General features: G+C 72.3%; 25 protein-coding genes. 16 read left to right on the forward strand and 9 right to left on the reverse strand.

Annotated elements, in window-relative coordinates; translation table 11 throughout:
• Positions 1–69: 69 nt before the first annotated feature.
• From N8I87_RS22315 to N8I87_RS22325, 3 genes are all read right to left on the reverse strand, one after another.
• On the reverse strand, positions 70–573 hold the full coding sequence (locus tag N8I87_RS22315) for a nuclear transport factor 2 family protein (protein ID WP_263211074.1): 504 nt from the start codon (positions 571–573) through the stop codon (positions 70–72).
• On the reverse strand, positions 570–1,481 hold the full coding sequence (gene folP / locus N8I87_RS22320) for a dihydropteroate synthase (RefSeq protein ID WP_263211075.1): 912 nt from the start codon (positions 1,479–1,481) through the stop codon (positions 570–572). Before folP ends, N8I87_RS22315 begins: the two co-directional genes overlap by 4 nt.
• A 98-nt stretch (positions 1,482–1,579) precedes the next feature.
• Positions 1,580–3,391, reverse strand: coding sequence for a phosphatidylglycerol lysyltransferase domain-containing protein (locus N8I87_RS22325; RefSeq protein ID WP_263211077.1), 1,812 nt, complete (start codon positions 3,389–3,391; stop codon positions 1,580–1,582).
• Between the two features lie 228 nt (positions 3,392–3,619).
• On the opposite strand from N8I87_RS22325, the gene N8I87_RS22330 reads away from it, so the two are divergent.
• Both N8I87_RS22330 and N8I87_RS22335 read left to right on the forward strand, forming a co-directional pair.
• Positions 3,620–4,747, forward strand: a complete 1,128-nt coding sequence (locus N8I87_RS22330; protein ID WP_263211078.1) for an alpha/beta hydrolase — start codon at positions 3,620–3,622, stop codon at positions 4,745–4,747.
• Between the two features lie 132 nt (positions 4,748–4,879).
• On the forward strand, positions 4,880–6,073 hold the full coding sequence (locus N8I87_RS22335) for a hypothetical protein (protein ID WP_263211080.1): 1,194 nt from the start codon (positions 4,880–4,882) through the stop codon (positions 6,071–6,073).
• Between the two features lie 202 nt (positions 6,074–6,275).
• Here the strand turns inward: N8I87_RS22335 and N8I87_RS22340 are convergent, their stop codons facing one another.
• Positions 6,276–7,607, reverse strand: coding sequence for a PH domain-containing protein (locus N8I87_RS22340; protein ID WP_263211081.1), 1,332 nt, complete (start codon positions 7,605–7,607; stop codon positions 6,276–6,278).
• The gene (locus N8I87_RS22345) at positions 7,604–8,107 is read right to left on the reverse strand and encodes a PH domain-containing protein (RefSeq protein ID WP_263211083.1); all 504 of its coding nucleotides are present in this window, start codon (positions 8,105–8,107) and stop codon (positions 7,604–7,606) included. The genes N8I87_RS22340 and N8I87_RS22345 overlap by 4 nt, the downstream gene beginning before the upstream one ends.
• A gap of 31 nt (positions 8,108–8,138) precedes the next feature.
• Between N8I87_RS22345 and N8I87_RS22350 the strand changes: the two genes are divergently transcribed.
• Positions 8,139–9,290 carry an NADH-quinone oxidoreductase subunit D gene (locus N8I87_RS22350; protein ID WP_263211085.1) on the forward strand — a complete coding sequence of 384 codons (1,152 nt, stop codon included), beginning with the start codon at positions 8,139–8,141 and terminating at the stop codon, positions 9,288–9,290.
• Between the two features lie 6 nt (positions 9,291–9,296).
• On the opposite strand, the gene N8I87_RS22355 is transcribed toward N8I87_RS22350, so the two are convergent.
• On the reverse strand, positions 9,297–10,331 hold the full coding sequence (locus N8I87_RS22355; protein WP_263211086.1) for an SAM-dependent methyltransferase: 1,035 nt from the start codon (positions 10,329–10,331) through the stop codon (positions 9,297–9,299).
• A gap of 118 nt (positions 10,332–10,449) precedes the next feature.
• On the opposite strand from N8I87_RS22355, the gene N8I87_RS22360 reads away from it, so the two are divergent.
• The 3 genes from N8I87_RS22360 to N8I87_RS22370 all read left to right on the forward strand — a co-directional run bounded on the left by N8I87_RS22360 (position 10,450) and on the right by N8I87_RS22370 (position 13,213).
• Positions 10,450–11,655 (forward strand): sensor histidine kinase, encoded by a 1,206-nt coding sequence (locus N8I87_RS22360; RefSeq protein WP_263211088.1) that lies wholly within the window; start codon positions 10,450–10,452, stop codon positions 11,653–11,655.
• Between the two features lie 126 nt (positions 11,656–11,781).
• Positions 11,782–12,453 carry a response regulator transcription factor gene (locus tag N8I87_RS22365; RefSeq protein ID WP_263211090.1) on the forward strand — a complete coding sequence of 224 codons (672 nt, stop codon included), beginning with the start codon at positions 11,782–11,784 and terminating at the stop codon, positions 12,451–12,453.
• 127 nt (positions 12,454–12,580) lie between these two features.
• Positions 12,581–13,213, forward strand: a complete 633-nt coding sequence (locus N8I87_RS22370; protein ID WP_263211092.1) for an AAA family ATPase — start codon at positions 12,581–12,583, stop codon at positions 13,211–13,213.
• Between the two features lie 12 nt (positions 13,214–13,225).
• Here N8I87_RS22370 and N8I87_RS22375 read toward each other — a convergent pair whose 3' ends face one another.
• Both N8I87_RS22375 and N8I87_RS22380 read right to left on the reverse strand, forming a co-directional pair.
• A complete protein-coding gene (locus tag N8I87_RS22375; RefSeq protein ID WP_263211094.1) occupies positions 13,226–14,332 on the reverse strand; it encodes a DUF5937 family protein in 1,107 nt (368 codons plus the stop codon).
• A gap of 119 nt (positions 14,333–14,451) precedes the next feature.
• Complete coding sequence (locus tag N8I87_RS22380; RefSeq protein WP_263211096.1) at positions 14,452–15,624, reverse strand: threonine aldolase family protein; 1,173 nt, start codon at positions 15,622–15,624, stop codon at positions 14,452–14,454.
• Positions 15,625–15,820: 196 nt separating this feature from the next.
• Between N8I87_RS22380 and N8I87_RS22385 the strand changes: the two genes are divergently transcribed.
• The 10 genes from N8I87_RS22385 to N8I87_RS22430 all read left to right on the forward strand — a co-directional run bounded on the left by N8I87_RS22385 (position 15,821) and on the right by N8I87_RS22430 (position 24,866).
• Positions 15,821–16,741 (forward strand): Rossmann-like and DUF2520 domain-containing protein, encoded by a 921-nt coding sequence (locus tag N8I87_RS22385; RefSeq protein WP_263211098.1) that lies wholly within the window; start codon positions 15,821–15,823, stop codon positions 16,739–16,741.
• 70 nt (positions 16,742–16,811) lie between these two features.
• A complete protein-coding gene (gene panC / locus N8I87_RS22390; RefSeq protein ID WP_263211100.1) occupies positions 16,812–17,813 on the forward strand; it encodes a pantoate--beta-alanine ligase in 1,002 nt (333 codons plus the stop codon).
• The gene (locus N8I87_RS22395) at positions 17,810–19,531 is read left to right on the forward strand and encodes an L-aspartate oxidase (RefSeq protein ID WP_263211102.1); all 1,722 of its coding nucleotides are present in this window, start codon (positions 17,810–17,812) and stop codon (positions 19,529–19,531) included. Before panC ends, N8I87_RS22395 begins: the two co-directional genes overlap by 4 nt.
• A 5-nt stretch (positions 19,532–19,536) precedes the next feature.
• Positions 19,537–20,523 (forward strand): carboxylating nicotinate-nucleotide diphosphorylase, encoded by a 987-nt coding sequence (gene nadC, locus N8I87_RS22400; RefSeq protein WP_263211104.1) that lies wholly within the window; start codon positions 19,537–19,539, stop codon positions 20,521–20,523.
• A gap of 5 nt (positions 20,524–20,528) precedes the next feature.
• Positions 20,529–21,326, forward strand: a complete 798-nt coding sequence (locus N8I87_RS22405; protein ID WP_263211105.1) for a type III pantothenate kinase — start codon at positions 20,529–20,531, stop codon at positions 21,324–21,326.
• 937 nt (positions 21,327–22,263) lie between these two features.
• Positions 22,264–22,899 carry a hypothetical protein gene (locus N8I87_RS22410; protein WP_263216596.1) on the forward strand — a complete coding sequence of 212 codons (636 nt, stop codon included), beginning with the start codon at positions 22,264–22,266 and terminating at the stop codon, positions 22,897–22,899.
• 98 nt (positions 22,900–22,997) lie between these two features.
• Positions 22,998–23,174, forward strand: a complete 177-nt coding sequence (locus tag N8I87_RS22415; RefSeq protein ID WP_263211107.1) for a hypothetical protein — start codon at positions 22,998–23,000, stop codon at positions 23,172–23,174.
• A gap of 182 nt (positions 23,175–23,356) precedes the next feature.
• On the forward strand, positions 23,357–23,752 hold the full coding sequence (locus N8I87_RS22420) for a BlaI/MecI/CopY family transcriptional regulator (RefSeq protein ID WP_411577271.1): 396 nt from the start codon (positions 23,357–23,359) through the stop codon (positions 23,750–23,752).
• A gap of 9 nt (positions 23,753–23,761) precedes the next feature.
• On the forward strand, positions 23,762–24,295 hold the full coding sequence (locus tag N8I87_RS22425) for an amino-acid N-acetyltransferase (RefSeq protein ID WP_263211109.1): 534 nt from the start codon (positions 23,762–23,764) through the stop codon (positions 24,293–24,295).
• A gap of 235 nt (positions 24,296–24,530) precedes the next feature.
• Positions 24,531–24,866 carry a histone-like nucleoid-structuring protein Lsr2 gene (locus N8I87_RS22430; RefSeq protein ID WP_263211111.1) on the forward strand — a complete coding sequence of 112 codons (336 nt, stop codon included), beginning with the start codon at positions 24,531–24,533 and terminating at the stop codon, positions 24,864–24,866.
• Here the strand turns inward: N8I87_RS22430 and N8I87_RS22435 are convergent.
• On the reverse strand, positions 24,845–25,516 hold the full coding sequence (locus N8I87_RS22435) for an SCO3374 family protein (RefSeq protein ID WP_263211113.1): 672 nt from the start codon (positions 25,514–25,516) through the stop codon (positions 24,845–24,847). The two genes, N8I87_RS22430 and N8I87_RS22435, sit on opposite strands and share 22 nt — an antisense overlap.
• Positions 25,517–25,699 lie beyond the last annotated feature (183 nt).

Genomic DNA, 25,699 nt, shown 5'->3' on the forward strand with positions numbered 1-25,699 from the left:
TGGTAGCCCCACTTACCCGCGAGTTCGTGATTCCAACCACTTCTTGGTCCCTGCGGGCCACCCGCCCACTCAGGCAGGCGTGTCGTCGTCCTCTTCCTCGTCGTTCTCGGCCAGTACCGGAGAGGCGTGGTGGGACCAGAGCTTCCAGCCGAGGGGTGTGCGGCGGAACACGTTCGTGGCGACGACCAGCTGGCCCACGAGCGGGCCGAGCTCCGCGCCGGGCTCGGGGGCGGGGCCGCCGCTGAGGATGTTCTCGGTGCACGTCACCAGCGCGGTGTCGCCGGTTACGGAGACATGGACGTCGGTGAGGAAGAACTGGATGTAGTCGGTGTTCGCCATGATCAGCGCGTACGACCTGAGGACCTCGCCGCGGCCCGTGAGCACGGGCCAGCCCGGGTGCACGCAGGAGATCACGCCCGCGTCCGCCGGGTCGTGGTACTCCTCGTCGACGCCGAGGTCGGACGGGGTGAGCCAGAGCGAGGACAGCTCTTCGAAGTCGCCCTGCTCCATGGCCTCGTAGAAGGCGGTGTTGGCGAGCTCGACCTGTTCGACGTCGGTAAGGGGGGCGCTCACCGGGCTCCTTCCGCGCCCTGTGCAGCGCCCACCGCGCGCGTGCCCGCTGCGCGCGCGCCTTCCACGGCCCGTGCGACCCGTACCGCGTCCGCCGTGGCGCGCACCTCGTGGACACGCACCGCCCAAGCACCGGCCTGTGCCGCGAGCGCGGAGACGGCGGCCGTCGCGGCGTCCCGCTCCCGGGCCGGCGGGGGTGCACCCTCGGGCCCGGCCAGGACGCGGCCGAGGAACCGCTTGCGGGAGGCGGCGACCAGGACGGGATGTCCCAGAGCGCCCAGGCGGTCGAGGTGGGCGAGCAGGGCGAGGTCGTGCCCGGCCTCCTTGGAGAAGCCGAGGCCGGGGTCGACGACGATGCGGTCGGGGGCGATGCCGCCCGCCAGGACGGCCTCCACGCGCGCGTGGAGTTCGTCGACGACCTCGGTGACGACGTCGTCGTACACGCCCTGGACGTTGCCGCCCGCCAGGAAGCCGCGCCAGTGCATGACCACGAAGGGGGCGCCACAGGCCGCGACGACCGGGATCATCGCGGGGTCGGCGAGACCGCCGCTGACGTCGTTGACCAGGGCGGCACCGGCCGCGAGGGCCTGCTCGGCGACCGAGGCGCGCATGGTGTCGACGGAGACGACGGCACCCTCGGAGGCGAGACCGCGGACGACGGGGATGACCCGCCGGAGCTCCTCGGCCTCGTCGACGCGGGTGGCGCCGGGGCGGGTGGACTCGCCGCCGACATCGACCAGGTCCGCACCCTCGGCGACCAGTTCGAGCCCGTGTTTGACGGCGGCGGTCGTGTCGAAGAAGCGGCCGCCGTCGGAGAAGGAGTCGGGGGTGACGTTCACGACCCCCATGACCGCGCAGCGGTCCCATGCCGGAAGGCCCGTCACTCGGCCGCGCCCGCTCTGGTTGCTCATATGTTCAGCGTAGGCCCCGGGCCGGGGCCGCAGGTCCCGCGGCCCGAGCGGAACCCCCGGGGCTGGAGGGCCGGGGGTCCCGCTCGGACCAGTCCGGGTCAGGCCGCCTTGACGTCCCGCTCCGCCAGTCCGTGCGAGCACGGGCGCCGGGTGGGGGTGCGGCGGCGCAGGAAGCGCGGCAGCGGCAGGGCGAGGTCGACGAAGCCCTCCGCCTGCATGGCCGCGAAGCCTATGCGGGGCAGGTCGCCGGAGGCCCGGTAGACGACGAAGCGCGGCTCCCAGCGCGGCTGGAACTTGGCGTTGAACTTGTACAGCGACTCGATCTGGAACCAGCGGGACAGGAACACCAGCAGCCCACGCCAGGCGCGCAGCACCGGACCCGCACCGATCTTCTCGCCGCGTGCCAGCGCCGAGCGGAACATCGCGAAGTTCAGCGAGACGCGGGTGATGCCGAACTTCGGGGCCGCCTGGAGCGCGGCCACGATGAGCAGCTCGTTCATGCCGGGGTCGGCGGAGCGATCGCGGCGCATGAGGTCCAGGGAGACGCCGTCGGTGCCCCAGGGCACGAAGTGCAGGATCGCCTTCAGGTCGCCGTACTCGCCGGGCTCGTCGTCCGCCTTGTGGGCGGTGGCGATCAGGCAGTCCCCGTCGGCCGCGTCGCCTATCCGGCCGAGCGCCATGGAGAAGCCGCGCTCGGTGTCCGTGCCGCGCCAGTCCTCCGCGGCGCGCCGGATGCGCTCCAGTTCGGCCTCGCCCAGGTCACGGATGCGCCGTACCCGGGTTTCGTAGCCGGCTCGCTCGATGCGCTTGACCATCTGTCGCACGTTGCGCATCGCGCGTCCGGCGAGTGAGAAATCCGCGACGTCCACCACCGCCTCGTCGCCCAGTTCCAGGGCGTCCAGGCCGGTCTCCCGGGTCCACACCTCGCCGCCGGTCTCGGAGCAGCCCATGACGGCGGGCGTCCAGGAGTGGGCCTTCGCCTCGTCCATGAAGCGCTCGATGGCGCCCGGCCAGGCCTCGACGTCGCCGATGGGGTCACCGCTGGCGAGCATCACGCCGGAGACGACGCGGTACGTCACCGCCGCCTTGCCGCTGGGCGAGAACACGACGGCCTTGTCGCGGCGCAGGGCGAAGTGGCCGAGGGAGTCGCGGCCGCCGTGCCGGTCCAGCAGGGCGCGCAGTTGCGACTCGTCCTCCTCGGTCAGCTGAGCGGCCGGGTGTTCGGGCCGGAAGGCCAGGTAGATGGTGGTGATCGCGGTGATCCAGCCGAGAGCACCCAGCGAGAAGGCCACCGTCCAGGAGGTGTTGCCCTGGTAGTCGACCGGTCCCTCGAAGCCGAACAGGCCGTACAGGACATGCGTCAGGCGATCGGCCACGCTGGGGTCGCCGATGGTGCGTTCGGGGTGGACGCTGACGATGACCAGCCCGAGGGCGAGGGAACCGGCGCCCATGAGCACGAAGTTGGCGAGCGCGCGCCACCTGCTGCGCGGGTCCGGCAGGGCCGCGAACTCGTCCCGGTGGCGCAGGAGGGGCACCAGCAGCGCCACCGAGATCAGCGCCCCGACGATGGAGTGCCGGTACACGAACTGCGCCATCGCACCGGCCGGCAGGAGCGCGACCGCGGCCCGCCACGCCCGGCGTTTGCGCCGCTTGAGCCCGTGCGCGAGCAGCAGCAACAGCACGCCGGTGCTGAGCGAGAGCGCCGCGGCGAACGGGCCGAGCGCGCCGGGCAGTACCTCGGCGAGGGCGTGCATACGGCTGTGACGGAAGCGCGGGAACACGCCCGCGGCAATGTCCAGGACGCCCACCAGAGCGCACGCCCTGCCGACCAGTGCGGGGACGGCCTCGGGGCGCGGGCCGCGGACTATGCGCCGCATCGCGCCTGATCGGCTCGGAACCCCGCCCGACATTTCCCCATCTATCCTGACAGACATCGCATCCCGTAGTTCTGCGAGAGACCTTGAATCCGGTGCCGATCGGGGCATCCGGCGACATTGCGCCCTCTAGGACGGTGTCTTGGGGAGAGAGGTTCACTCCCCACCGGAAAGCCGGTTAAAAGGCCAAGGAAAGCCCGGGGCAAGCCCTCGCTACGAACGAGTGGGTGAGCCGCCGGCGGAAAGCGCAGGCAGGTTCAGCCCATGGGTCTCACGAGCAACAAGGTGCTGCTGCTGACGGTCGTGCTCGCGGTGCTTCTGTTCATCGGCACGGTGTGGCTGTGGCCACGGCTGGCACGGCAGAACTGGCGGTCCGTCACCGGGCGGGTCGGCCTGCTGCTGGCGGTCCAGCTGGCGCTCTTCTCGTCCCTGGGGGTCGCCGCCAACCAGGCCTTCGGCTTCTACGCGAGCTGGGCGGACCTGTTCGGTAAAGAGACGGCCCAGGGCGTCGTGGTCGACCACACCGCCAACGGCGCGCCCGGCGGCCCGCTCCAGGTGCTGAGCACGCAACAGCTGCAGGGGGTGAGCGGATCGGGGCCGCGGTCGACGGGGCAGATCCAGAAGGTTGACATAGTGGGTCGTACGACCCATGTCGCCACACCGGCGTACGTCTATCTGCCGCCGGAGTACTTCCAGCCCCGGTACCGCACGCGCACGTTCCCTGCCGCCGTCATACTCACCGGCTACCCCGGTACGGCCCAGGCGCTGGTGGACAAGCTGCACTACCCGCGTACGGCCCAGGAACTGGCCAAGAACGGGCGGATGCAGCCGATGATCCTGGTGATGCTGCGGCCGACGGTGGCGCCGCCGCGGGACACGGAATGCGTGGACATTCCCGGCGGCCCGCAGACGGAGACGTTCTTCGCCAAGGATCTGCCCGAGGCCGTGACGGACCACTACAGGGTGGGCAGAAAACCGGGCAGCTGGGGAATCGTCGGAGACTCCACCGGCGGTTACTGCGCGCTGAAGCTCGCCATGCACCACCCGGCGTCGTACGCGGCGGCCGCGGGTCTGTCGCCCTACTACAAGGCGCCGATCGACCCCACGACCGGCGACCTCTTCCGCGGTGACCGGAATCTTCGCAATCGTGCCGATCTGTGGTGGTGCCTCAAGCACCTGCCCGCCCCGGCCACTTCGCTGCTGGTCACCAGCAGCAGGATCGGTGAGCACAACTACAAGGACACGCTCAGGTTCATCGACCAGGTGAAGGCCACGAATCTGACCGGGATCTCGTCGATCATCCTTCCGAGCGGCGGGCACAACTTCAACACCTGGCGGCGCGAGATTCCGGCGACGTTGCAGTGGCTGAGCGGGCGGCTGAGCGACCGCTGAAAGCGATCTTGCCGAATTCGGCGGCTCGATGATCAGTCGTGTCGTTCCTGATGCCGGGTGAAGGCATCGTTATGGCTGCGTTTTTACGGGCGGGGGCACCATGATTCGCCTACGCGCGGTAAGTTTCTGGCCATGCCACGTGGACGTCACCGCCATTCCCCGCCTTTGCACCGGCTGTTGCCACCGTCGGCGATCGCAGGCGTCTCTCTCGTCTGCGCGTTTGGTCCCTGGTTGTTCTCCGATACGGGCGTGCTGCGCGTCGTCGCCGCCATCGCCGCGGCGACGGCGGTCGTCGGTGCGGCCGTGATGCGCCGCTGGGACGCCCTCGCGGGCAAGCAGGTGGCCGACCTCACGCGCGCGCGGGCGAGCGACGAGTGGCGCTTCGAGGAACGGGTCGCCGAGCTGGAGACCGACCTGGAGGAGTCGCGCGAGCTGCGCACCAAGCTGGAGCAGCGGCTGCGCGCGAAGCGGACCGAGCTGGCCGGGCTGCGCAACGAGCATGCCGCGCTGCTGCGGCGGTACGCCACGGCGGAGACCGAGCGGGCCAGCGCCCTGGAGGGGCGCCGGCTGCTGGAGATCGAGTCGGCCGCGCCCTCGCGCGCGCTGCTGCCCGCGCCTTCGCCGGCGCCGGAGGCCGAGCGGGAGACGGAGGCCGCTGAGCCCGCCGAGGGTGCCGGGACGGCCGAGGACGAGAAGCCGGCGGCTCCCGGGGTGTTCTCGCCCGAGGGTTCCCGGCTGTTCCTGCGGGCCCAGGCGGCGCTGTCCCGGTTCGACGAGGGCGAGGAGGCGGCCGGGGCCGGATCCGCGGCCAAAGGGGACGGCGTCGCGGACGAGGTGAAGGAGCCCGCCGCGCAAGCGTCGGCCGGCGACGGCACCGGGGCGGAATCCGTGTCCGTCCGGGAGGCCGCCCAGGAGGACGAGGCACAGGGGCAGCCCGAGGCGGCCGACGGGCACGAGCACGCGGCCGCCACCACCACGACGCTGTCGGCCGAGACCGGCAAGAACGTGCAGCAGCCCGCGGGGCACTTCACGGTGCCGACCGCGGTGGCCGTGCTGCCGGCCGCGCCCATGCCGCGTCCGCTGGTCACGGGCGGGTTCGACTTCTTCGGCACGCAGAAGGAGTCCACCGAGCTGGCCGCCGTGCAGAACGAGGACCTCGCCGACGTGGTGGGCCAGGAGGCGCTCGCCCTGCACAAGGCCGAGTCCGAGGCCGCGTTCAAGCCGGCCGACGAGGGGTCGCGCGCCGTCGGCCAGGTCATCGACCTGACGGCCCACGACGAGACGGAACAGATCGACATGCAGAACCTGCGCACCGCGGCTTCCTGACCCAACCGCACACGGCCGACACCGGGGACCGGCGTCGGCCGTCGGCTTTGCCGGGCTCGGGCTTCGGGCGGGCTCGGGTCGCTCGCAGTGCTGAGACGGGCGAGGCGGCCGACATCGGCAGAGCGTTGGGGTGTCGGGCGACCGGTTCGATGCTTGGGCCTCTGTCGGGTTGGGTCATTCGCCGGGGCGGTCGGCCGTCGGCTCAGGTCATCCATCTGTCCGGGCGGGCGTCCCTGCGGCCCGTCCGGGATCTTTCAGCCTGGTTCTGGAGCAGTTCTGCGGCCTGCCGGGTGTCTCTCAGGCGGGCTGTCACCGTCTTGTCGGCTCCCGTGTCCACGTGGACGTCGGCAAGCCGCCAGAGGCGCTCCCAGGGGCCCTGGGTGAGCCGTACGCTCTGGACCTTGGCGTGCGGAACGAGGGACAGGCGCCGACGGAGCAGGCCGTGCCGCGCGGCGAAGACGGTGTCCGTGACCGTGATGCCGTAACCCCGCCACCACAGCGGCACACACCGTCCGGCCCTTCGCGGCGGCCGGGCGAGAGACCGGAGCGGTGGCACCGTCACTCCGGGCAGCACGCGCGCGACGACCGACTCGGCCACCGCGCGCGGGGCGACCGGCACCAGGACGGAGTTCGAGGACCCGGCCACGTCGAGTTCCACCCGCACCCAGCCGCGCCGCCGCCACAGCAGCGGCTCCACGATCCGTACGGTCTGCACCCGCCCCGGCGGCACCGTCTCGTGCGTGCGGTCGAGCAGCCCGTGGTCGATGCGCAGCCCGTCCGGGGACTCGCCCACCGTCCAGTCGTACTCGGCGACGAACCGACCCACGCTGCTCGCGCCCGCCGCGCCGAGCAGCGGCAGGCCGGTGGCGAGCACCGTCACCACACTGTGGGTGGCCAGCCACAGCACCGGCGGTACGACGAGCGCCGCCACCAGGGACCCCCAGGTCGCGCCCGTCAGCACCAGCGAGACCGCCAGCTCGCGCGCGGGCAGCCGCATCAGCTCGCGCGACGGCGCCTCGCCGACCTCGTGCGCCGTCTCCGGCGCGAAACCGGCCGCGCGCGCGAGCAGTTCCGCGCGCAGTGCGCGGGCCTCGCCCTCGCCCAGAAAGGCCAGTTCGTCCTTCTTGTCCGCCCCGACGACGTCGATCCTGAGCTTCGCGACACCCGCCACGCGCGCGAGGAGCGGCTGTGTCACGTCGACGGCCTGGATCCGCTCCAGCCGGATGTGCGCGGTGCGGCGGAACAACAGGCCGGTACGGATGCGCAGTTCGCTGTCGGTCACCGAGAAGTGGGTGAACCACCAGGACATGAAGCCGTACAGGGCGGCCACCGGGACCAGCACGGCGAGCCCGGCCAGCAGCATGGTCGTGGTCAGCCTCGTCAGCTGCTCCTGGGCCTGGTTCGGGTCGTGCACCGCCCACCCGGCTGTCACGGCGACCGGCGCCCACGCGCGCCGGAACGGCGTCACGGGGTGCAGCCGCCGCTCGGCCACGGCCGGCCCCTGTCGTACGTCGTCGGGTCCCGGCGTCGTCACAGGCCCGCCGATCGGGCCTCGCCCAGCTCGGTGAGCCGGTCGCGCAGCCGCTCCGCCTCGGCCGGGTCGAGGCCGGGGATCCTCGCGTCGGTGGCCGCGGCCGCGGTGCGCAGCTGCACGGAGGCCAGCTTGAAGTGCCGCTCGACGGGACCGGAGCTCACCTCCACGAGCTGCATCCGCCCGTACGGCACGACGGTCTCCTCGCGCCACAGCACCCCGCGGCTGATCAGCAGGTCGTCCGCGCGCTCGGCGTACCGCCACGAGCGCCAGTTGCGGCCGAGGAGCACCCAGCCCCACGCCAGCAGGGCCAGCGGCAGCAGCGCGAAGGCGGCCCACCCCGGCCCGGCGAGCAGGCCGAGCAGCAGCGCGACAACCAGGGCCGTCGTCCCCAGCCACACCGCCAGCAGCAGCCGCCGCATGCGCAGCAGGCCGGGCGGCAGCCCGGTCCAGACCGGCTCCGCCCCCGTCGCGTCGGTATTTTCCGGGCTCCCCGTCTCCATGCGGCAAGCCTACGTAGGGGAGACTGTGTCCATGACTCCTACGACGGAGACCACGGTCGGGATCGGCGGCGCGGCGGAGAGCACCGACATGGTGCTGAACATCGGCCCGCAGCACCCCTCCACGCACGGAGTGCTGCGGCTGCGGCTCGTGCTGGACGGCGAGCGCATCGTGCACGCGGAGCCGGTCATCGGCTATATGCACCGGGGCGCGGAGAAGCTCTTCGAAGCCCGCGACTACCGGCAGATCGTGATGCTCGCCAACCGCCACGACTGGCTGTCGGCGTTCTCGAACGAGCTGGGCGTGGTGCTCGCCGTGGAGCGGATGCTCGGCATGGAGGTGCCCGAGCGCGCGGTGTGGACGCGCACGCTGCTGGCCGAGCTGAACCGGGTGCTGAACCACCTGATGTTCCTCGGGTCCTATCCGCTGGAGCTGGGCGGCATCACCCCGGTCTTCTACGCGTTCCGGGAGCGCGAGGTCCTCCAGAACGTCATGGAGGAGGTCTCCGGCGGGCGCATGCACTACATGTTCAACCGCGTCGGCGGGCTGAAGGAGGACCTGCCGGCCGGATGGGCTTCACGCGCGCGCGGGGCCGTCGCCGCCGTGCGCTCGCGCATGGACGTCTTCGACGACCTGGTGCTCGGCAACGAGATCTTCCGGGGGCGTACACGCGGCGTGGGTGAGCTCACGTCGGAGGCCGTGCACGCGTACGGCGTGAGCGGCCCCATCGCGCGCGCCTCGGGCGTCGACTTCGACCTGCGGCGCGACGAGCCGTACCTCGCGTACGGGGAACTCCAGGACACCCTGAAGGTGGTGACCCGGAGCGAGGGTGACTGCCTCGCCCGCTTCGAATGCCTCCTGGAGCAGACCCACAACGCGCTGGACCTGGCCGACGCCTGCCTCGACCGGCTCGCCGCCCTGCCGCCCGGCCCGATCAACCAGCGGCTCCCGAAGGTCCTGAAGGCCCCCGAGGGCCACACCTACGCCTGGACCGAGAATCCGCTCGGCATCAACGGCTACTACCTCGTCAGCAAGGGTGAGAAGACCCCGTACCGGCTGAAGCTGCGCTCGGCCTCATACAACAACATCCAGGCTCTGACCGAGCTGCTGCCGGGAACGCTGGTCGCCGACATGGTGGCGATCCTGGGGTCGATGTTCTTCGTGGTCGGGGACATCGACAAGTAGGCCGCCCTAGAGGGGTGCGTTTGGAATTCCAACCGGCTGGAGCAGCCAGCCGAAGTCGCCGAGGCCGCCCGGCACGGTGAGCTCGGCGGCCTCACCGGCGCTCGCGAGGGCGCGCACGTATGCCGCGGGATCGGTGGAGGCGAGCGCGAGCGGAGGGCGTGCGCCCTCGATGCCCAGGGCGCGCAATGCCTCGCGTTGCGTGAGCAGGCGTGCGCCGGACAGCGTGCGCGCCGTGTCGAGCGTCGCGCAGGCGTCCAGCGCCACGTGCGCCGTGATGTCGCACGAACCGTCCGGCACGGGCGCCGTCTCCCGGCCCTCCCGGAAGCCGGTGAGCGTCCCGAACGGGGGGCGTGCGTCCGCCGTGTGCGCGTAGTCCACCGCCACCGCGAGCCCCCGCGCGACGCGCGAGACGGCCGACGCCCAGGCGGTGTCCCGGGGCAGCCCGATCTCCGCGCGCAGCCCCGCCTCGGCAAGCAGCGGCCACCAGCGCGCGAGCCACCGCGCCTCCGCCCCCGCCAGGGGCTCCCCGAGCCGCTCGGCCCCGTCCTCCCGTACGAGCACCAGCCGCGGGACGCCCGCGGAGTCCACCTCCGCGACCTCGACGGGTACGTTGTCCAGCCATTCGTTGGCGAAGAGCAGCCCGGTGATCCCCTCCGGGGGGTCGCTCAGCCAGACGATCCGCTCATCGAGGCCTTCGGGGCGGTCGGCGACCTCGACGGCGTACCCGCGCGCGCGGGCGGCCACGTCGGTGGGCAGCGCGGCGAGCACGCCGGAGACCAGCTCGCCCCGCCCGGCACCCATGTCGACGAAGTCCAGCGTTCCGGGCCGCCCCAGCGCCTCGTCGACCCGGCACAGCAGCCCCGCCACGGCCTCGGCGAACAGCGGCGAGGCGTGCACGGACGTGCGGAAGTGCCCGGCCGGACCTTCGGGGCGCCGGTAGAAGCCGCCGGGCCCGTACAGCGCCGCTTCGGCCGCGGCCCGCCAGCCACGCCAGTCGCCTGCCGCCCCGCCTGCCGTTTCGCCCGCCGTTTCTCGCGTCACCGGAACAGACTAGGCGCACAGATGATCACTGCCTCCACCTTGCGGAGTATGCGCGTCGGGCCCGGATCGATCCTCCGGTTGACCCCTGCACGCATCTCGCTTCCCTACTCTGGGTTACGTGCAGCGCCTCTATGACTTCCTCCGCAGGCACCCGACGTGGGTCGACACCTTCTGGGCCGTCGTCCTCTTCGGGATCTCCGGCGTGAGCGTGACCAGCGTCAACGGGGCCCCGGACCACCACGGATCGGTAGCCGCGGCACTCGCGGTGTCCGCCGTGCTGTGCGTCGTCGTCGCGCTGCGCCGCCGTTTCCCGGAGCCGATGCTGCTCCTGGCCGCCGCGACCGGACTGGCGCAGCTGGTCCTGGACATCGAGACGACCGTCGCCGACTTCGCCATGCTGGTGATCACTTACACGGTCGCCACCGTCGGGGCGCGCTGGGCCTCCCGCTTCGCCCTGACCATCAGCCTGTGCGCGGCCACCCTGGCACAGATCCGCTGGCCCGCCGCGGAGGCGAGCCTCCCGGGCGAGGTCGCGATAGCGGTGTTCCAGACGGTGCCGTTCGCCCTCGCCTGGGTGCTGGGCGACTCGATGCGCACCCGCCGCGCCTACTTCGAACAGCTGGAGGAGCGCGCCGCCCGGCTGGAGAAGGAGCGCGAGGCGCAGTCCAAGGTCGCGGTCGCCGCCGAGCGCGCCCGGATCGCGCGCGAACTGCACGACGTGGTCGCGCACAACGTGTCGGTGATGGTGGTCCAGGCCGACGGCGCCGCCTACGTCCTCGACGCCGCGCCCGACCAGGCGAAGAAGGCCCTGGAGACGATCTCCTCCACCGGCCGCCAGGCCCTCGCCGAGATGCGCCGCCTGCTGGGCGTCCTGCGCACCGGGGAGCACCAGGAGGTCGGCGAGTACGTCCCGCAGCCCGATGTCGAGCAGATCGACGACCTCGTCGAGCAGTGCCGCAGCTCCGGCCTGCCCGTGGACTTCAAGGTCGAGGGCACCCCGCGCCCGCTGCCCAGCGGCGTCGAGCTCACGGCGTACCGCATCGTGCAGGAGGCGCTGACCAACACCCGCAAGCACGGCGGGCCGAACGCGGGCGCCAGTGTGCGCCTGGTCTACTTCGACGACGGCCTTGGCCTGCTCGTCGAGGACGACGGCAAGGGCGCTCCGCACGAGCTGTACGAGGAGGGCGGTGCCGACGGCCAGGGCCACGGCCTGATCGGCATGCGCGAGCGGGTCGGGATGGTGGGGGGCACCCTCGACGCGGGCCCGCGTCCCGGGGGAGGCTTCCGTATCAGCGTCCTGCTCCCGCTCAAACCGGCGCACTGACGCGGCGGCGCACCCCCTGCCGACACCTGCCCCGCCCCCGCCCCCGCGGACGCACAAGCAGACCCATGACCAGACCCACAGACAGACCGGCAAGCAGTCGGAAAGACGGAAACGGAAGAGGCCCCGATGACGATCCGCGTGATGCTCGTCGACGACCAGGTGCTGCTGCGCACCGGTTTCCGGATGGTGCTCGCCGCCCAGCCGGACATGGAGGTCGTCGCGGAGGCGGGCGACGGCGTCGAGGCCCTGCAGGTGCTGCGCTCGACCCCCGTCGACGTGGTGCTGATGGACGTCCGCATGCCGAAGCTGGACGGCGTGGAGACCACCCGCCGCGTCTGCTCGGAGCCCGACCCGCCGAAGGTGCTGATCCTGACCACCTTCGACCTCGACGAGTACGCCTTCTCCGGGCTGAAGGCGGGCGCCTCCGGCTTCATGCTCAAGGACGTGCCGCCCGGTGAACTCCTGACCGCGATCCGCGCCGTGCACAGCGGCGACGCCGTGGTCGCCCCCTCCACCACCCGCCGCCTGCTCGACCGCTTCGCGCCGATGCTGCCCGCCACCGGCCGTGAACCCCAGCACAAGGAGCTGGAGCGGCTCACCGACCGAGAGCGTGAGGTCATGGTGCTGGTGGCGCAGGGGCTGTCGAACGGCGAGATCGCGGCCCGGCTGGTGCTGTCCGAGGCGACGGTGAAGACCCACGTCGGCCGCATCCTGACCAAGCTGGGACTGCGGGACCGGGTGCAGGTGGTGGTCCTGGCGTACGAGACGGGGCTGGTACGGGCCGGCGGGCACGGCTGAGTCCGTGGCACCGCACCTACGGGGGCGTCCCGGAACCGCGCCACCGGGAGCCGTCCCGGAACCGCAGCTCGGCCACGACTCCCGGAAACGTGACTCCCGTGTGCCCGGCGCGCACTAGGGTCTGCGCATGCTCCTGTGGATCAACGGCCCCTTCGGGGGCGGCAAGACACAGACCGCACACGAGATCCAGCGTCGGCTTCCGGGCAGCGTGATCTGCGATCCGGAGCACGCCGGCTTCGGCCTGCACCGCACGCTCCCACCCGAACTGCGTGGAGACTTCCGGGACTTGACCTCCTGGCGGCAGGGCGTCGTCGAGGTCCTCGACCTCGCCCTCACCAAGCGCGAGGGCGCGGTGATCGCCCCCATGACGGTCACCGACCCCGTCTGCTTCGAGGAGACGGTCGGCCGGCTGCGCGAACTCGGCCATGACGTACGCCACTTCACGCTCCTCGCCCAGCGTGAGACCGTCCTTCGGCGGCTGCGCGAGCGCGGCTTCGGGCACCTCCTGCGCCATGTCACCGGCAGGAACGCCACTCTGCGCAGGGAGAGCTGGGCCGTGCGGCAGCTCGACCACTGCTTGGAGCGGCTGCCCGAGCCGGAGTTCGCCGAGCACCTGTGGACGGACCACTCGACCGTGCCGAAGACCGCGGACCGGATCGCCGTGCTGGCCGGGCTGACCCTCAGGCCCAACACCGAGGGAGCGCTGCGGACGCGGCTCAGGCAGGCCGGGGTCGGTGTGAAGCACATCCGCTTCGACTGACGGGTGGCCCGGCTATCTGAGGATCCCCTCCAGGAAGTCGCTGCCGAGCCGCGCCACCACCGACACGTCCAGCTGGTGCAGGACGTAACGCCCGCGGCGCCGGGTCGTGAGCAGGCCCGCCTTCTTCAGGACGCTCAGGTGTCGGGATATCTCGGGGGCGGTCATGCCATGGACCTGGGCCAGCTCGCTCGTGGTGTACGCGCTGCGGGCGAGATTGCGGCAGATGCGCATGCGGACGGGGTGGGACAGGGCGGTCATCCGCAGCGTGAGCTGCTCGACGGAGGGCGGGGCGGCGAGTTCGGGGGAGCCGACCGGGTAGTGCAGGACCGGCTGCCAGTCGTACCGGTGCAGCACCATCAGGTGGGGCCAGCCCAGGCTCGTCGGTACGAGCAGGAGGCCGCCGTCCGCCGTGGCCGTGCGCCCCTCGCCCAGCTTGTCGACCGTGATCCGGCCGGCCGGCTCGTCCAGGGTCACGACCGGGGACACGGACGCCAGCGCCTCCGCCAGGCCCTTGTGGCGCAGCAGCTCCGTCTTGTGCCGGGCGTCCGCCGTGAGCTGGTGGCGCAGCCGCGACCAGGTCTCCGCGAAGAACGCCTCGTCACAGTCCTCCAGGAACTGCCGGAGCCAGCCCCGGATCCGGGGCGGGTCGGCCAGCAGCCGCTCCGCGAAGCGCATCTGCTGCGGCCCCCGCGCGGCGGCCAGCTCCAAGGCGCGTCGGCGCAGCTCGGCGTCGGCGAGCGGGCCGGGGCCCGGCAGCCCGTAGGGAAGTGCGCAGGTGAACTCGAGCGCCGTGTCCACGAACTGCTCGTCCGTCAGTTTGTCCAGCAGCTCGAGGTCCTCGGCGAGCGTGGCACCCGGAATCTCGGACCCGCCCGGAATGCCCGCGAAGGGCATGAACAGATCGGAGAACGTCGTACGCCACAGGAAGTCGGCCTCGCACATCCGGTCGGCCAGATGCGAGTCGAGCCGGGCACTCACGCCGGTGACCCAGCCCTGCAGCCCCGGGTGGTGCCCCGGCTCGGACAGCGCGTGCAGCGCCATGCCGAGCTCGGCCAGGGGTGAGGGCACGACGGCGACCCTCTCCGGCCGCAGCCCCGCGATGTCGATGCGCACGCTCATGCCCCTATGGTGCACGCCCCCACTGACAAGCCGTCCCCGATTGACGGCGGCAGTCAATCGGGGACTTCCCACCATGACCGGCGCGGCCCGGCCGGTCGCGTCGCTCGTGGGCCCTGTGGCTAGGCCTTCTTCGGCAACCCGGTCACGAAGTCCGCTACGGCTGCCCGTACGTCGGCCGCCGTCCACTCCAGACCCGCGGAGCGCACCGTGACCTCGGTGACGGCGAGGCCGGGGCCGCCCGGCTGCCACCCGTCGCCGAACAGGAGCGTCCCGGTCTCCTCGGCCTGGCGCACCGCCGCCTCCGCCACCACCTCGGGGTCGTACGGCAGCCACACCTGGAACTCGTGGGTGTGCGGCTCCTCGGGGTGCACCCGTGCCCACGGCACCCCGGCCTCCGCGAACCCCTCGCGCAGCGCGGCGGCCACCACGCGCGCGTGGCGCACATAGTCCGGCAGCCGGGGCAGCTCCCGCTCCAGCCCGACGAACGCCGACAGCGCGGTGGGGAACTGCTGGAAGATCATGCCGCCGTACCGGTGCCGCCAGGTCTTCGCCTCCTCCACCAGGGTCTTCGGACCGGCGAGCGCGGCTCCGCCGAAGCCGTCGAGGGACTTGTAGAACGAGACGTAGACGCTGTCCGCGAGGCCCGCGATCTCGTCCAGGGTGCGGTCGAAGTGGACGGTGGCCTCCCACAGGCGCGCGCCGTCGAAGTGCACCACCGCGTCGCGCTCCCGGGCGGCCGCCACGAGCTCGGTGAGCTCCTCCCACGAAGGCAGCACGAATCCGGCGTCCCTGAGGGGCAGTTCCAGCATCAGTGTCCCGAAGGGCTCTGGGAAGTCGCGTATCTCCTCGGCGGTGGGGAGCCGGGGCGCATCGGTCACCCGGACCGGGCGCAACCCGCTGACCTGGCTGAACGCGTTCCGCTCGTGCACCTCGGGGTGGGCCAGCGCATGCAGGGCGACCGTGGGGTCGCCGGTGCGGCCCGCCCAGCAGCGCAGCGCCACCTGCTGGGCCATCGTGCCGGTCGGGAAGAACGCGGCCGCCTCCGTGCCCAGCAGCGCGGCGACCCGTTCCTCCAGGGACGCGACGATCCGGTCGCCGTACATGTCCGCCGGTTCGTCCAGGTCGTACACCTGGGGCTGTGTCTCCTGCAGCAGCGCGAGCCGTTCGCGGATCGTGCCCCGCCAGCCCGCGCGCGACAGGGTGCGCCGTGCCGTCCGGTGGGCCGCCGACCGCCGCTCCCGCAACCGCTCCTGTGCCGAGCGCTCTTCGCCCTGTTCACCCGTATCAGTCATGCGCCGGATCATGCCCTGTCGGCCTCGCGCGAGCAGCCGGATTTTCGCCGGGCGAACTGCCGCCGGGACCCGCCCTGCGGACGTGTGGAAACCCACAGCCTGTGGACAACGCGATCGGTCCTCGAGCCGATAGCGTTAACATGACGAGAAATCGTCCGGTACCCAGAGCGGACTGGAACGGGAAGGCCACCGTGGCGTGAGTACAGACCAGCAGCCAGACCCCAAGGACCGCCCCGCGCGGCTCACCGTCGGCGTCGTCGGCGCCGGCCGAGTGGGCCCCGCGCTGGCCGTGTCCCTCCAGCTCGCCGGGCACCGCCCGGTGGCCGTCTCCGCGGTCTCCGAAGCCTCCCGGCGACGTGCCGCGCTGATGCTGCCCGACGTCCCGGTCGCCCCGCCCGCCGAAGTCCTCCAGCGCGCCGACCTGGTGCTGCTCACCGTCCCCGACGACACCCTGCCCGCCCTCGTGGCGGGCCTCGCCGAGACCGGCGCGGTACGGCCGGGCCAACTGCTCGTGCACACCTCCGGGCGGTACGGCGCGAAGGTCCTCGACCCCGCCCTGCGCGCGGGCGCGCTGCCGCTGGCCCTGCACCCCGCGATGACCTTCACCGGCACCCCGGTGGACGTCCAGCGGCTCGCCGGATGCTCCTTCGGCGTCACCGCCCCCGAGGAACTGCGGCTGGCCGCCGAGGCCCTCGTCATCGAGATGGGCGGCGAACCCGAGTGGATCGCCGAGGAGAACCGCCCGCTCTACCACGCGGCCCTCGCCCTCGGCTCCAACCACCTGGTGACCCTGGTCGCCCAGTCCATGGAGCTGCTGCGCACCGCCGGCGTCGAGGCCCCCGACCGGATGCTCGGCCCGCTCCTCGGCGCCGCTCTGGACAACGCCCTGCGCTCCGGCGACGCGGCACTGACCGGGCCGGTCGCGCGCGGCGACGCGGGCACGGTCGCCGCACACGTCGCAGAGCTGCGCAGGCACTCCCCGCAGACCGTCGCGGGCTACCTGGCGATGGCCCGCGCGACCGCCGACCGCGCGCTCGCGCACGGGCTGCTGAAGCCGGAACTCGCGGAGGACCTCCTCGGGGTGCTCGCCGGCCGGACCGAGGGGGACGCCCGATGAGCCGGTCCGTGCCCACGACCGCGCAGGAGGGCCGCCCGACGACGCGCGTGCCCCGGAACGGAGACTTCCGATGACCACCGCCCTGCTGAGCACCGCCGACGAGCTGCACGCGCGTGTGCGTCACGGTCGCCGTGCCGTGGTGATGACCATGGGCGCCCTGCACGAGGGTCACGCCACGCTCATCCGTGGCGCGCGCGAGATCGCCGGGCCGGACGGCGAGGTCGTCGTCACCGTCTTCGTCAACCCGCTGCAGTTCGGCGCGGGCGAGGACCTCGACCGCTACCCGCGCACCCTGGAAGCCGACCTGAAGATCGCCGAACAGTCGGGCGCGGACGCCGTTTTCGCCCCCTCCGTCGACGAGGTCTACCCCGGCGGCGAACCCCAGGTGCGCATCACCGCGGGCCCCATGGGCGAGCGTCTGGAGGGCTCCTCGCGGCCCGGACACTTCGACGGCATGCTCACCGTGGTCGCCAAGCTGCTCCACCTCACCCGTCCCGACGTGGCCCTCTTCGGCCAGAAGGACGCCCAGCAGCTGGCCCTGATCCGCCGCATGGTGCGGGACCTGAACTTCGGCGTCGACATCGTCGCCGTACCGACCGTGCGCGAGGAGGACGGCCTCGCCCTGTCGAGCCGCAACCGGTATCTCTCGCCCCAGGAGCGGCACACGGCCCTGGCCCTGTCCCAGGCCCTGTTCGCCGGCCGCGACCGGCACGCCGCACAGGAGGCGCTGCGCGCACGGGCCCTCGAAGTGCCCTCCACGCGTGCGCGTGCCGAGGCGCTCAGCGCCATAGGGGAGTCCCGCGCGGCCGCCGACGCGCACGCCGTCGCCAAGGCCGTGCCCGGAGCCGCCGCGGCCGTCCGCGCCGCCGCCCGCCTGGTCCTGGACGAGGCCGCCCGCCTCGACCCGCCGCTCGAACTGGACTACCTCGCCCTGGTCGACCCGTCCGACTTCACCGACATCGGTGACGACTTCACCGGCGAAGCCGTCCTCGCCGTCGCCGGCCGGGTCGGGACGACCCGGCTGATCGACAACCTCCCTCTCACCTTCGGAACCTTCGGAGCCGCCTCGTGACCAGCACAGGCATACGACTGCACGCGCCCGCCCCCGGGTGGTCCATCTCCGCGGACGTGGTGGTCGTCGGCTCCGGGGTCGCCGGCCTCACCGCGGCCCTGCGCTGCGAGGCTGCGGGCCTGAAGACCGTCGTGGTCACCAAGGCCCGGCTCGACGACGGCTCCACGCGCTGGGCGCAGGGCGGCATCGCCGCGGCCCTCGGCGAGGGCGACACCCCCGAACAGCACCTGGACGACACCCTGGTCGCGGGTGCGGGCCTGTGCGACGAGGAGGCCGTACGGATCCTCGTCACGGAGGGTCCCGACGCGGTACGGCGGCTCATCGACACCGGCGCGCACTTCGACGAGTCCGCCGAAGGAAGGCTGGAGCTCACCCGCGAGGGCGGCCACCACCGCCGCCGCATCGCGCACGCCGGCGGCGACGCCACCGGCGCGGAGATCTCCCGGGCGCTCGTCGAGGCCGTACGCGCGCGTGGCCTGCGCACGATCGAGAACGCGCTGGTCCTGGACCTGCTGACGGACGCGAACGGCCGCACCGCGGGCGTCAGCCTGCACGTCATGGGCGAGGGCCAGCACGACGGCGTGGGCGCCGTGCACGCCCCCGCCGTGGTCCTCGCGACCGGCGGCATGGGGCAGGTCTTCTCGGCGACCACCAACCCGTCCGTGTCCACGGGCGACGGCGTGGCCCTCGCACTGCGCGCCGGCGCGGAGGTCTCCGACCTGGAGTTCGTGCAGTTCCACCCGACCGTGCTGTTCCTCGGCACCGACGCGGAGGGCCAGCAGCCGCTGGTCTCCGAGGCGGTGCGCGGCGAGGGCGCCCACCTGGTCGACGCCGACGGCGTGCGCTTCATGATCGGGCAGCACGAACTGGCCGAGCTCGCGCCCCGGGACATCGTCGCCAAGGGCATCATGCGGCGCATGCAGGAGCAGGACGCCGGGCACATGTTCCTCGACGCCCGGCACTTCGGCGCCGACATGTGGGAGCACCGCTTCCCGACGATCCTGGCCGCCTGCCGCACCAACGGCATCGACCCGGTCACCGAGCCCATCCCGATCGCCCCGGCCGCCCACTACGCCTCCGGCGGCGTGCGCACCGACGCCCGGGGCCGCACGACCGTCCCGGGCCTGTACGCGTGCGGCGAGGTCGCCTGCACCGGTGTGCACGGCGCGAACCGGCTCGCCTCCAACTCCCTCCTGGAGGGGCTCGTCTACGCCGAGCGCATCGCCGCCGACATCGCGGCGAGCCACGCGGGCAACGGTCTGCACGCGCGCGTGCCCGAGCCGGTCGAGCACCCCGAGACGCCCGCCCACCCGCTCCTCGCCCCCGAGGCCCGGTTCGCGATCCAGCGGATCATGACCGAGGGCGCTGGCGTCCTGCGCTCGGACGACTCCCTCGCCAAGGCCGCCGACCAGCTCCAGCAGCTGCACACCGAGGCCCGCGACGCCCTCGACGAGAACGGCAAGACCGCCGAGCCGGGCGTCGACACCTGGGAGGCCACCAACCTCATGTGCGTGGCCCGCGTCCTGGTCGCCGCCGCGCGGCTGCGCGAGGAGACCCGCGGCTGCCACTGGCGCGAGGACCGCGCCGACCGTGACGACGCCGACTGGCGGCGCCACATCGTCGTACGGCTGAATCCGGACCGCACGTTGGCCGTACGCACCACCGACACCGCAGACTTCCCCCCTACCCAGCACCACCCGCGTCCCCAGGAGCAGTGACAGAAGTGAGCACCGACGACCTTCCCCTCGCCCCCACCGGCGGCTGCGGCGGCGACTGCGCCTGCGGCGCCGAGGGCACCGAAGGAGACGACGCGTACCTGGAGTGCGGGCTCGACCCCGCGCTCGCGCAGCTCCTGGCCGACGCCGGACTCGACCCGGTGGAGGTCGAGGACATCGCCAACGTGGCCCTCCAGGAGGACCTCGCCCACGGCGTGGACGTGACGAGCGTCGCGACCATCCCCGAGGACGCCGTGGCCACCGGCGACTTCACCGCGCGCGAGGCAGGCGTGGTGGCCGGCCTGCGGGTCGCCGAGGCCGTGCTCTCCGTCGTCTGCACGGACGAGTTCGAGGTCGAGCGGCACGTCGAGGACGGCGACCGGGTGGAGGCCGGGCAGAAGCTCCTGTCGGTCACCACGCACACCCGTGACCTGCTGACCGGCGAGCGCAGCGCGCTCAACCTGCTGTGCCGTCTGTCGGGCATCGCGACCGCCACGCGCGCGTGGGAGGACGTCCTGGAGGGCACGAAGGCCCGGGTCCGGGACACCCGCAAGACGACGCCGGGCCTCAGGTCGCTGGAGAAGTTCGCGGTGCGCTGCGGCGGCGGCGTCAACCACCGCATGTCGCTGTCGGACGCGGCGCTGGTGAAGGACAACCACGTGGTCGCCGCGGGCGGCGTCGCCCAGGCCTTCGAGGCCGTGCGGGCGGCCTTCCCGGACGTGCCGATCGAGGTCGAGGTCGACACGCTGCACCAGCTGCGCGAGGTCGTGGACGCGGGCGCCGACCTGATCCTGCTCGACAACTTCACGCCCCTGGAGTGCGAGGAGGCGGTGGCGATCGTCGACGGCCGGGCGATGCTGGAGGCCTCCGGCCGGCTCACGCTGGACAACGCCAAGGCGTACGCGGACACCGGCGTGGACTACCTGGCCGTAGGGGCCCTGACCCACTCCTCGCCGATCCTGGACATCGGCCTGGACCTGCGCGAGGCGGAGTAACGGCCATGCTCCTCACGATCGACGTGGGCAACACACAGACCGTTCTCGGCCTGTTCGACGGCGAGGACATCGTCGAGCACTGGCGGATCTCCACGGACCCGCGCCGCACGGCGGACGAGATGGCGGTGCTGCTGCAGGGCCTGATGGGCATGCACCCGCTCCTCGGCGACGACCTCGGGGACGGCATCGACGGCATCGCGATCTGCGCGACCGTCCCGTCGGTGCTGCACGAGCTGCGCGAGGTGACCCGGCGCTACTACGGCGACGTGCCCGCCGTGCTGGTGGAGCCCGGCGTGAAGACCGGCGTGCCGATCCTCACCGACAACCCCAAGGAGGTCGGCGCGGACCGCATCATCAACGCGGTGGCGGCCGTCGAGCTGTACGGGGGCCCCGCGATCGTCGTGGACTTCGGTACGGCGACGACGTTCGACGCGGTCTCCGCGCGCGGGGAGTACGTCGGCGGTGTCATCGCACCCGGCATCGAGATCTCCGTCGAGGCGCTCGGCGTACGGGGCGCGCAGCTTCGCAAGATCGAGGTCGCCCGGCCCCGGAGCGTGATCGGCAAGAACACGGTCGAGGCCATGCAGGCGGGCATCGTGTACGGGTTCGCCGGGCAGGTCGACGGCGTGGTGAGCCGGATGGCCCGGGAGCTGGCCGACGACCCCGAGGACGTGACGGTGATCGCGACCGGCGGCCTGGCCCCGATGGTCCTCGGCGAGTCGTCGGTCATCGACGAACACGAGCCGTGGCTGACCCTGATCGGCCTGCGCCTGGTGTACGAGCGCAACGTCTCCCGCATGTAACCCGTACACAGGCCCCTGCCGGTGCCGGACCCAGCTGCCCGCCGGCCGGGCGCGATGCCCCAGCGGCCCACTCCCGCACCGGCGGGCACCGGCACGGACGCAGACGGGGCCTGACCGAGCCCGGGGCAGCCGCGTGCCGACGCCTGGTACGCACCGACCGGGCACGCCGCGCTGGTACCGGGCGGTGCCCGCGCCTCCGCCGGGACGGCGCCCGTGTTCGTGGCCGGGGCGGTGTCCGTGGTTCTGCTGGGACGGTGCCCGCGTTGTGGCCGGGGCGGAGGCTGTGCTCCCGCCGGGACGGCACGCGCCGTTTGTGGGCGGGCGGCGGTCCTGCTGCTGCGGGGACGGCGCCCGTGTCTCTGGCCGGGGCGGTGTCCGTGATTTTGCTGGGGCGATGCCCGCGTTGTGGCCGGGGCGGAGGCTGTGCTCCCGCCGGGACGGCACGCGCGTTTGTGGGCGGGCGGCGGTCCTGCTCCTGCCGGGACGGCAGGCGTGTTGTGGCCGGGGCGGCGCCCGTGTTCGTGGCCCGTGTGGCGGCCCTGCTTCCGGCGTGTGTGTTGATGGCTGGCGCGGCGATCCTGCTGCTGCGGGGACGGCGCCCGTGTCTCTGGCCGGGGCGGTGTCCGTGATTTTGCTGGGGCGATGCCCGTGTTTGTGGCGGGGGTGTGCCCCCGTGCTTCTGACGTGACGATGGCCGTGTTCGTGGCCCGGGTGGCGGCCCTGCTTCCGCCGGGACGGCGCCCGTGCTGCTGCCCGGGCCGCGGCCGTGCGGATGGATGTCCAGGCCCGAGTCGGCAGCGTGCAGTTCGGAGCCCGGTAGGGCGTGGGACCGGCCAGCCGGGTGGCTTGTGGGCGCCACGCCCGGCTTCTGTGTCGGGTTTGTCTGATTAGTGCGTATCTTCGATGCATGCCCACGCCATACGGATCCCGCGGCGGCATGGTGTTCGGTGTGGCGGAGCTGCGTGTGCTCCGCCGCGCTCTCGCCCTCGCCCTTCACCCCGGTCCCACCTCGGCAGAGGACGTCCAGGACTGTCTGAGCCTCGCCGATTCGCTCGACGAGGCGATGCGCGAGGGGGCTCGGCTGCGTGCCTTCCTGCTGGCCGACCTCGCCCGGTACCGCGCCGCCCTGCCCGGGACCGCCACCGGGTACTTCGCCCTCCTGGATGAGGCGCTGGAGGCCGGTTACCGGCCCATCGGGGACGACCTCGCCGCACTGCGCGCGCTGAGCGGGAGTCCCGTCGCCGCGGCCCTCCTGGAGCGCTGTGAGGGGCCTGTGCGGGGCGCGGGCCGGGGCGCCGGGCTTCCCAGCGTGCCCGCCTGCCGCGCGCCCGTACAGGCCCGTACGCGGCTGATGGCCATCCCCGGGGGCACGAGGGGCGCGAGCGAGGAGCAGGGCAAGAAGCCCGCGGAGAAGCCCGCCGAGCGTCCCGCGGAGCGTCCGGGGCCCGAGCCGGCCGAGCCCGCCGCGCCCAAGCCGTCCCGTCCCATTCCGACCCCGGGAGAGGTCTTCCCGCGCCGGAAGCCGTCTCCGCCGCCCGCCGACCCGCCGCGGCACCGGCTCGCTGCGGGCTGACGGACGCGACGGAGGGCCGCGGCACAGGGGCGACATGCCGGAACAGGGTGGGTCCACCCCGACCTGGCCGTTCGTCCCCCCGTGGCTACCCTGGTCGCATGGACTACGTCTCCGCACTCGTGCCCCCGGTCGTCATGGCCGTGTTCTTCATCGGTCTGGTCCGCGTGATCGTGAAGACCCAGGGCGGGGCCGCCAAGGCCAAGGAGGACGCCGTCGTCGACGCCATCGCGCGCGCGGAGGGTGCACGGAAGGCCTCCACGGGCACAGACGCCTGACGGACGCCGGCGGGCGGACACCGACGGGCGCGCGGCTCCCGGTGTGCGCGCACCTCCCGAGTCGTACGCCCCTTTTGTTGGCGTTTGGCGCTGAAAGTGCACGTCCGGCACGCCATTGCCGGGATCTCCCACTATTGTTCTGTGCTGTGCCTCGCCCATTGGGAGAACTCGAAGACGCGGTCATGACGCGGGTGTGGAAGTGGAACCGCCCGGTGACCGTTCGAGAAGTCCTGGAAGACCTTCAGCAGGAACGGTCCATCGCGTACACCACGGTGATGACCGTTTTGGACAATCTCCATCAGAAGGGCTGGGTGCGCCGCGAGGCGGAAGGCCGGGCCTATCGATATGAGGCCGTCTCCACACGCGCCGCGTACGCCGCCGCCCTGATGAACGACGCCTGGTCGCAGAGCGACAACCCCGCCGCCGCTCTCGTCGCCTTCTTCGGGATGATGAGCGACGAACAGCGACAGGACCTCAGGGACGCGGTACGGATCGTCCAGGGACCGGAAACCACGGATACCCCCACCGATACCGGCGACGAGAACCCCGGCTCCGCACAGGATGGCGGCGGGCGATAGCGTCCGCTCATGTCAGCAGAGCGCCCCGAAGTCACCGCTAAAGCCATCACGGTCCGGCGGGCCCGGACCCGCGATGTGCCGGCCGTGCGCCGCCTCCTCGACGTGTACGTCCGAGACCGCATCCTGCTCGACAAAGCGACCGTCACGCTTTACGAGGACATCCAGGAGTTCTGGGTCGCGGAACGGGACGACAACGCCGAGGTGGTCGGCTGCGGCGCACTGCACGTGATGTGGGAAGACCTCGCGGAAGTCCGCACTCTCGCGGTGAAGCCCGGCCTGAAGGGCGCCGGTGTCGGCCATCAGTTGCTGGAGAAGTTGCTGCACACCGCGCGCTGGCTCGGCGTTCGCCGTGTTTTCTGTCTGACCTTCGAAGTCGACTTCTTCGTGAAGCACGGCTTCGTGGAGATCGGTGAGACACCCGTCGGCACCGATGTCTACGCGGAGCTGTTGCGTTCCTATGACGAGGGCGTCGCGGAGTTCCTCGGACTCGAACGAGTGAAACCGAACACCTTGGGCAACAGCCGGATGCTTCTGCATCTGTGATCGCCGCGCTTGGTCCGGTATTCCGGCCCTCGAGCCATGCCCAGGTTCCCTATGTCCGAAACGCGCATGTTTCCGGGGCAGGGGTGGCCCCTGAGTCTCTCCCAGGGGTTTGTGTTTTTCCAGCAAAAGCGGTTTGCTTTCCGACGTACTGCAGTACTGCATATAACAGGGGGCGGCGAAACGGGCGGACGCCGCAGACCCCCGGCCCTTGAAGTTATCGATGAAAGGAAATCCGGTGGCACAGAAGGTTCAGGTCCTTCTTGTCGACGACCTCGACGGCGGCGAGGCGGACGAGACCGTGACGTTCGCGCTGGACGGCAAGACGTACGAGATCGACCTCACGACCGCCAATGCGGACAAGCTGCGTGGCCTTCTTGAGCCCTATCTGAAGGGCGGTCGTCGTACCGGTGGCCGTGCTTCGGGCGGGCGCGGAAAGGCCCGTGCCGCTTCCGGCGGCAGCCAGGACACCGCGCAGATCCGCGCCTGGGCGAAGGAGAACGGTTACGAGGTCAACGACCGTGGCCGTGTTCCCGCGTCCATCCGCGAGGCCTACGAGAAGGCCAACGGCTGAGAAACCGACGGCCCGGCGTGTACGCGCCGCAGCCGGATCCGGTGGCACTGCGTTGCCACCGTGTCCACGAGTCGTACGAGATCGGGGGCGCCCCCCACGCCCCCCATGGCCGACAGCGTCGGAAACGAGGCGTCGGCCCCGCACCACGGCTCGGGGGGCCGCAGCCACACGGCGGCCCCCCCCACGGGACCCGGGACGCGCAGGGCGGTATCGGCACCGTCGCGCAGGGCCCGCTCGGGAGGCAGTGGCGCGTCCATGCGCTCGCCCGCGCCCAGCGCGACGAGATCGAGGGCCAGCGTGCCCCACTCCAGCCAGTCCAGCAGCCCCGGAAGCTCCTCCGCGCTGCCCGCGGCCACCAGCAGCCGCATCCGGTCGCCCTGAAGGGCCACGGGAGAGCCCGGCCCCAGATGCCGCAGCGCCACGGCGCCCGCCCCGGTCGGCACGTCCAGCACGTCGAAGCGCAGCCCGGTGACGAGCCGTACCGGCTCACCGGGCACTGTCGGCCACCCCAGTTCGTTCTCGTACCAGTGCCGGATCCGGGCCTCGGGGTCACCCGGGCCGCCCGGATCGTACGGGCCGTACGGACCGGAGGGATCGTGCGCATCGAGTGGACGACGCGGGAGAGGAACCATGGGGACTGCGCCAGCCATGCCAAGTGCAACCGCCGAAGACCCTCGCGAGTTACGCTGAGTGTTCAATCGAGCGCGGACAGTCATCGACGAGGGGCTCGAGGGGGCCCGGGCAGACGCAAGGTTGTTCGCCCATAGCGGAGGGAACCGGTGCGCACGGCATGGAGTGTCAGTCCGTACGGGTAAGACATCCCTAGTGGGAGG

Origin of the sequence: Streptomyces sp. HUAS 15-9 (genome assembly GCF_025642155.1) — a bacterium.
Classification (GTDB): domain Bacteria; phylum Actinomycetota; class Actinomycetes; order Streptomycetales; family Streptomycetaceae; genus Streptomyces.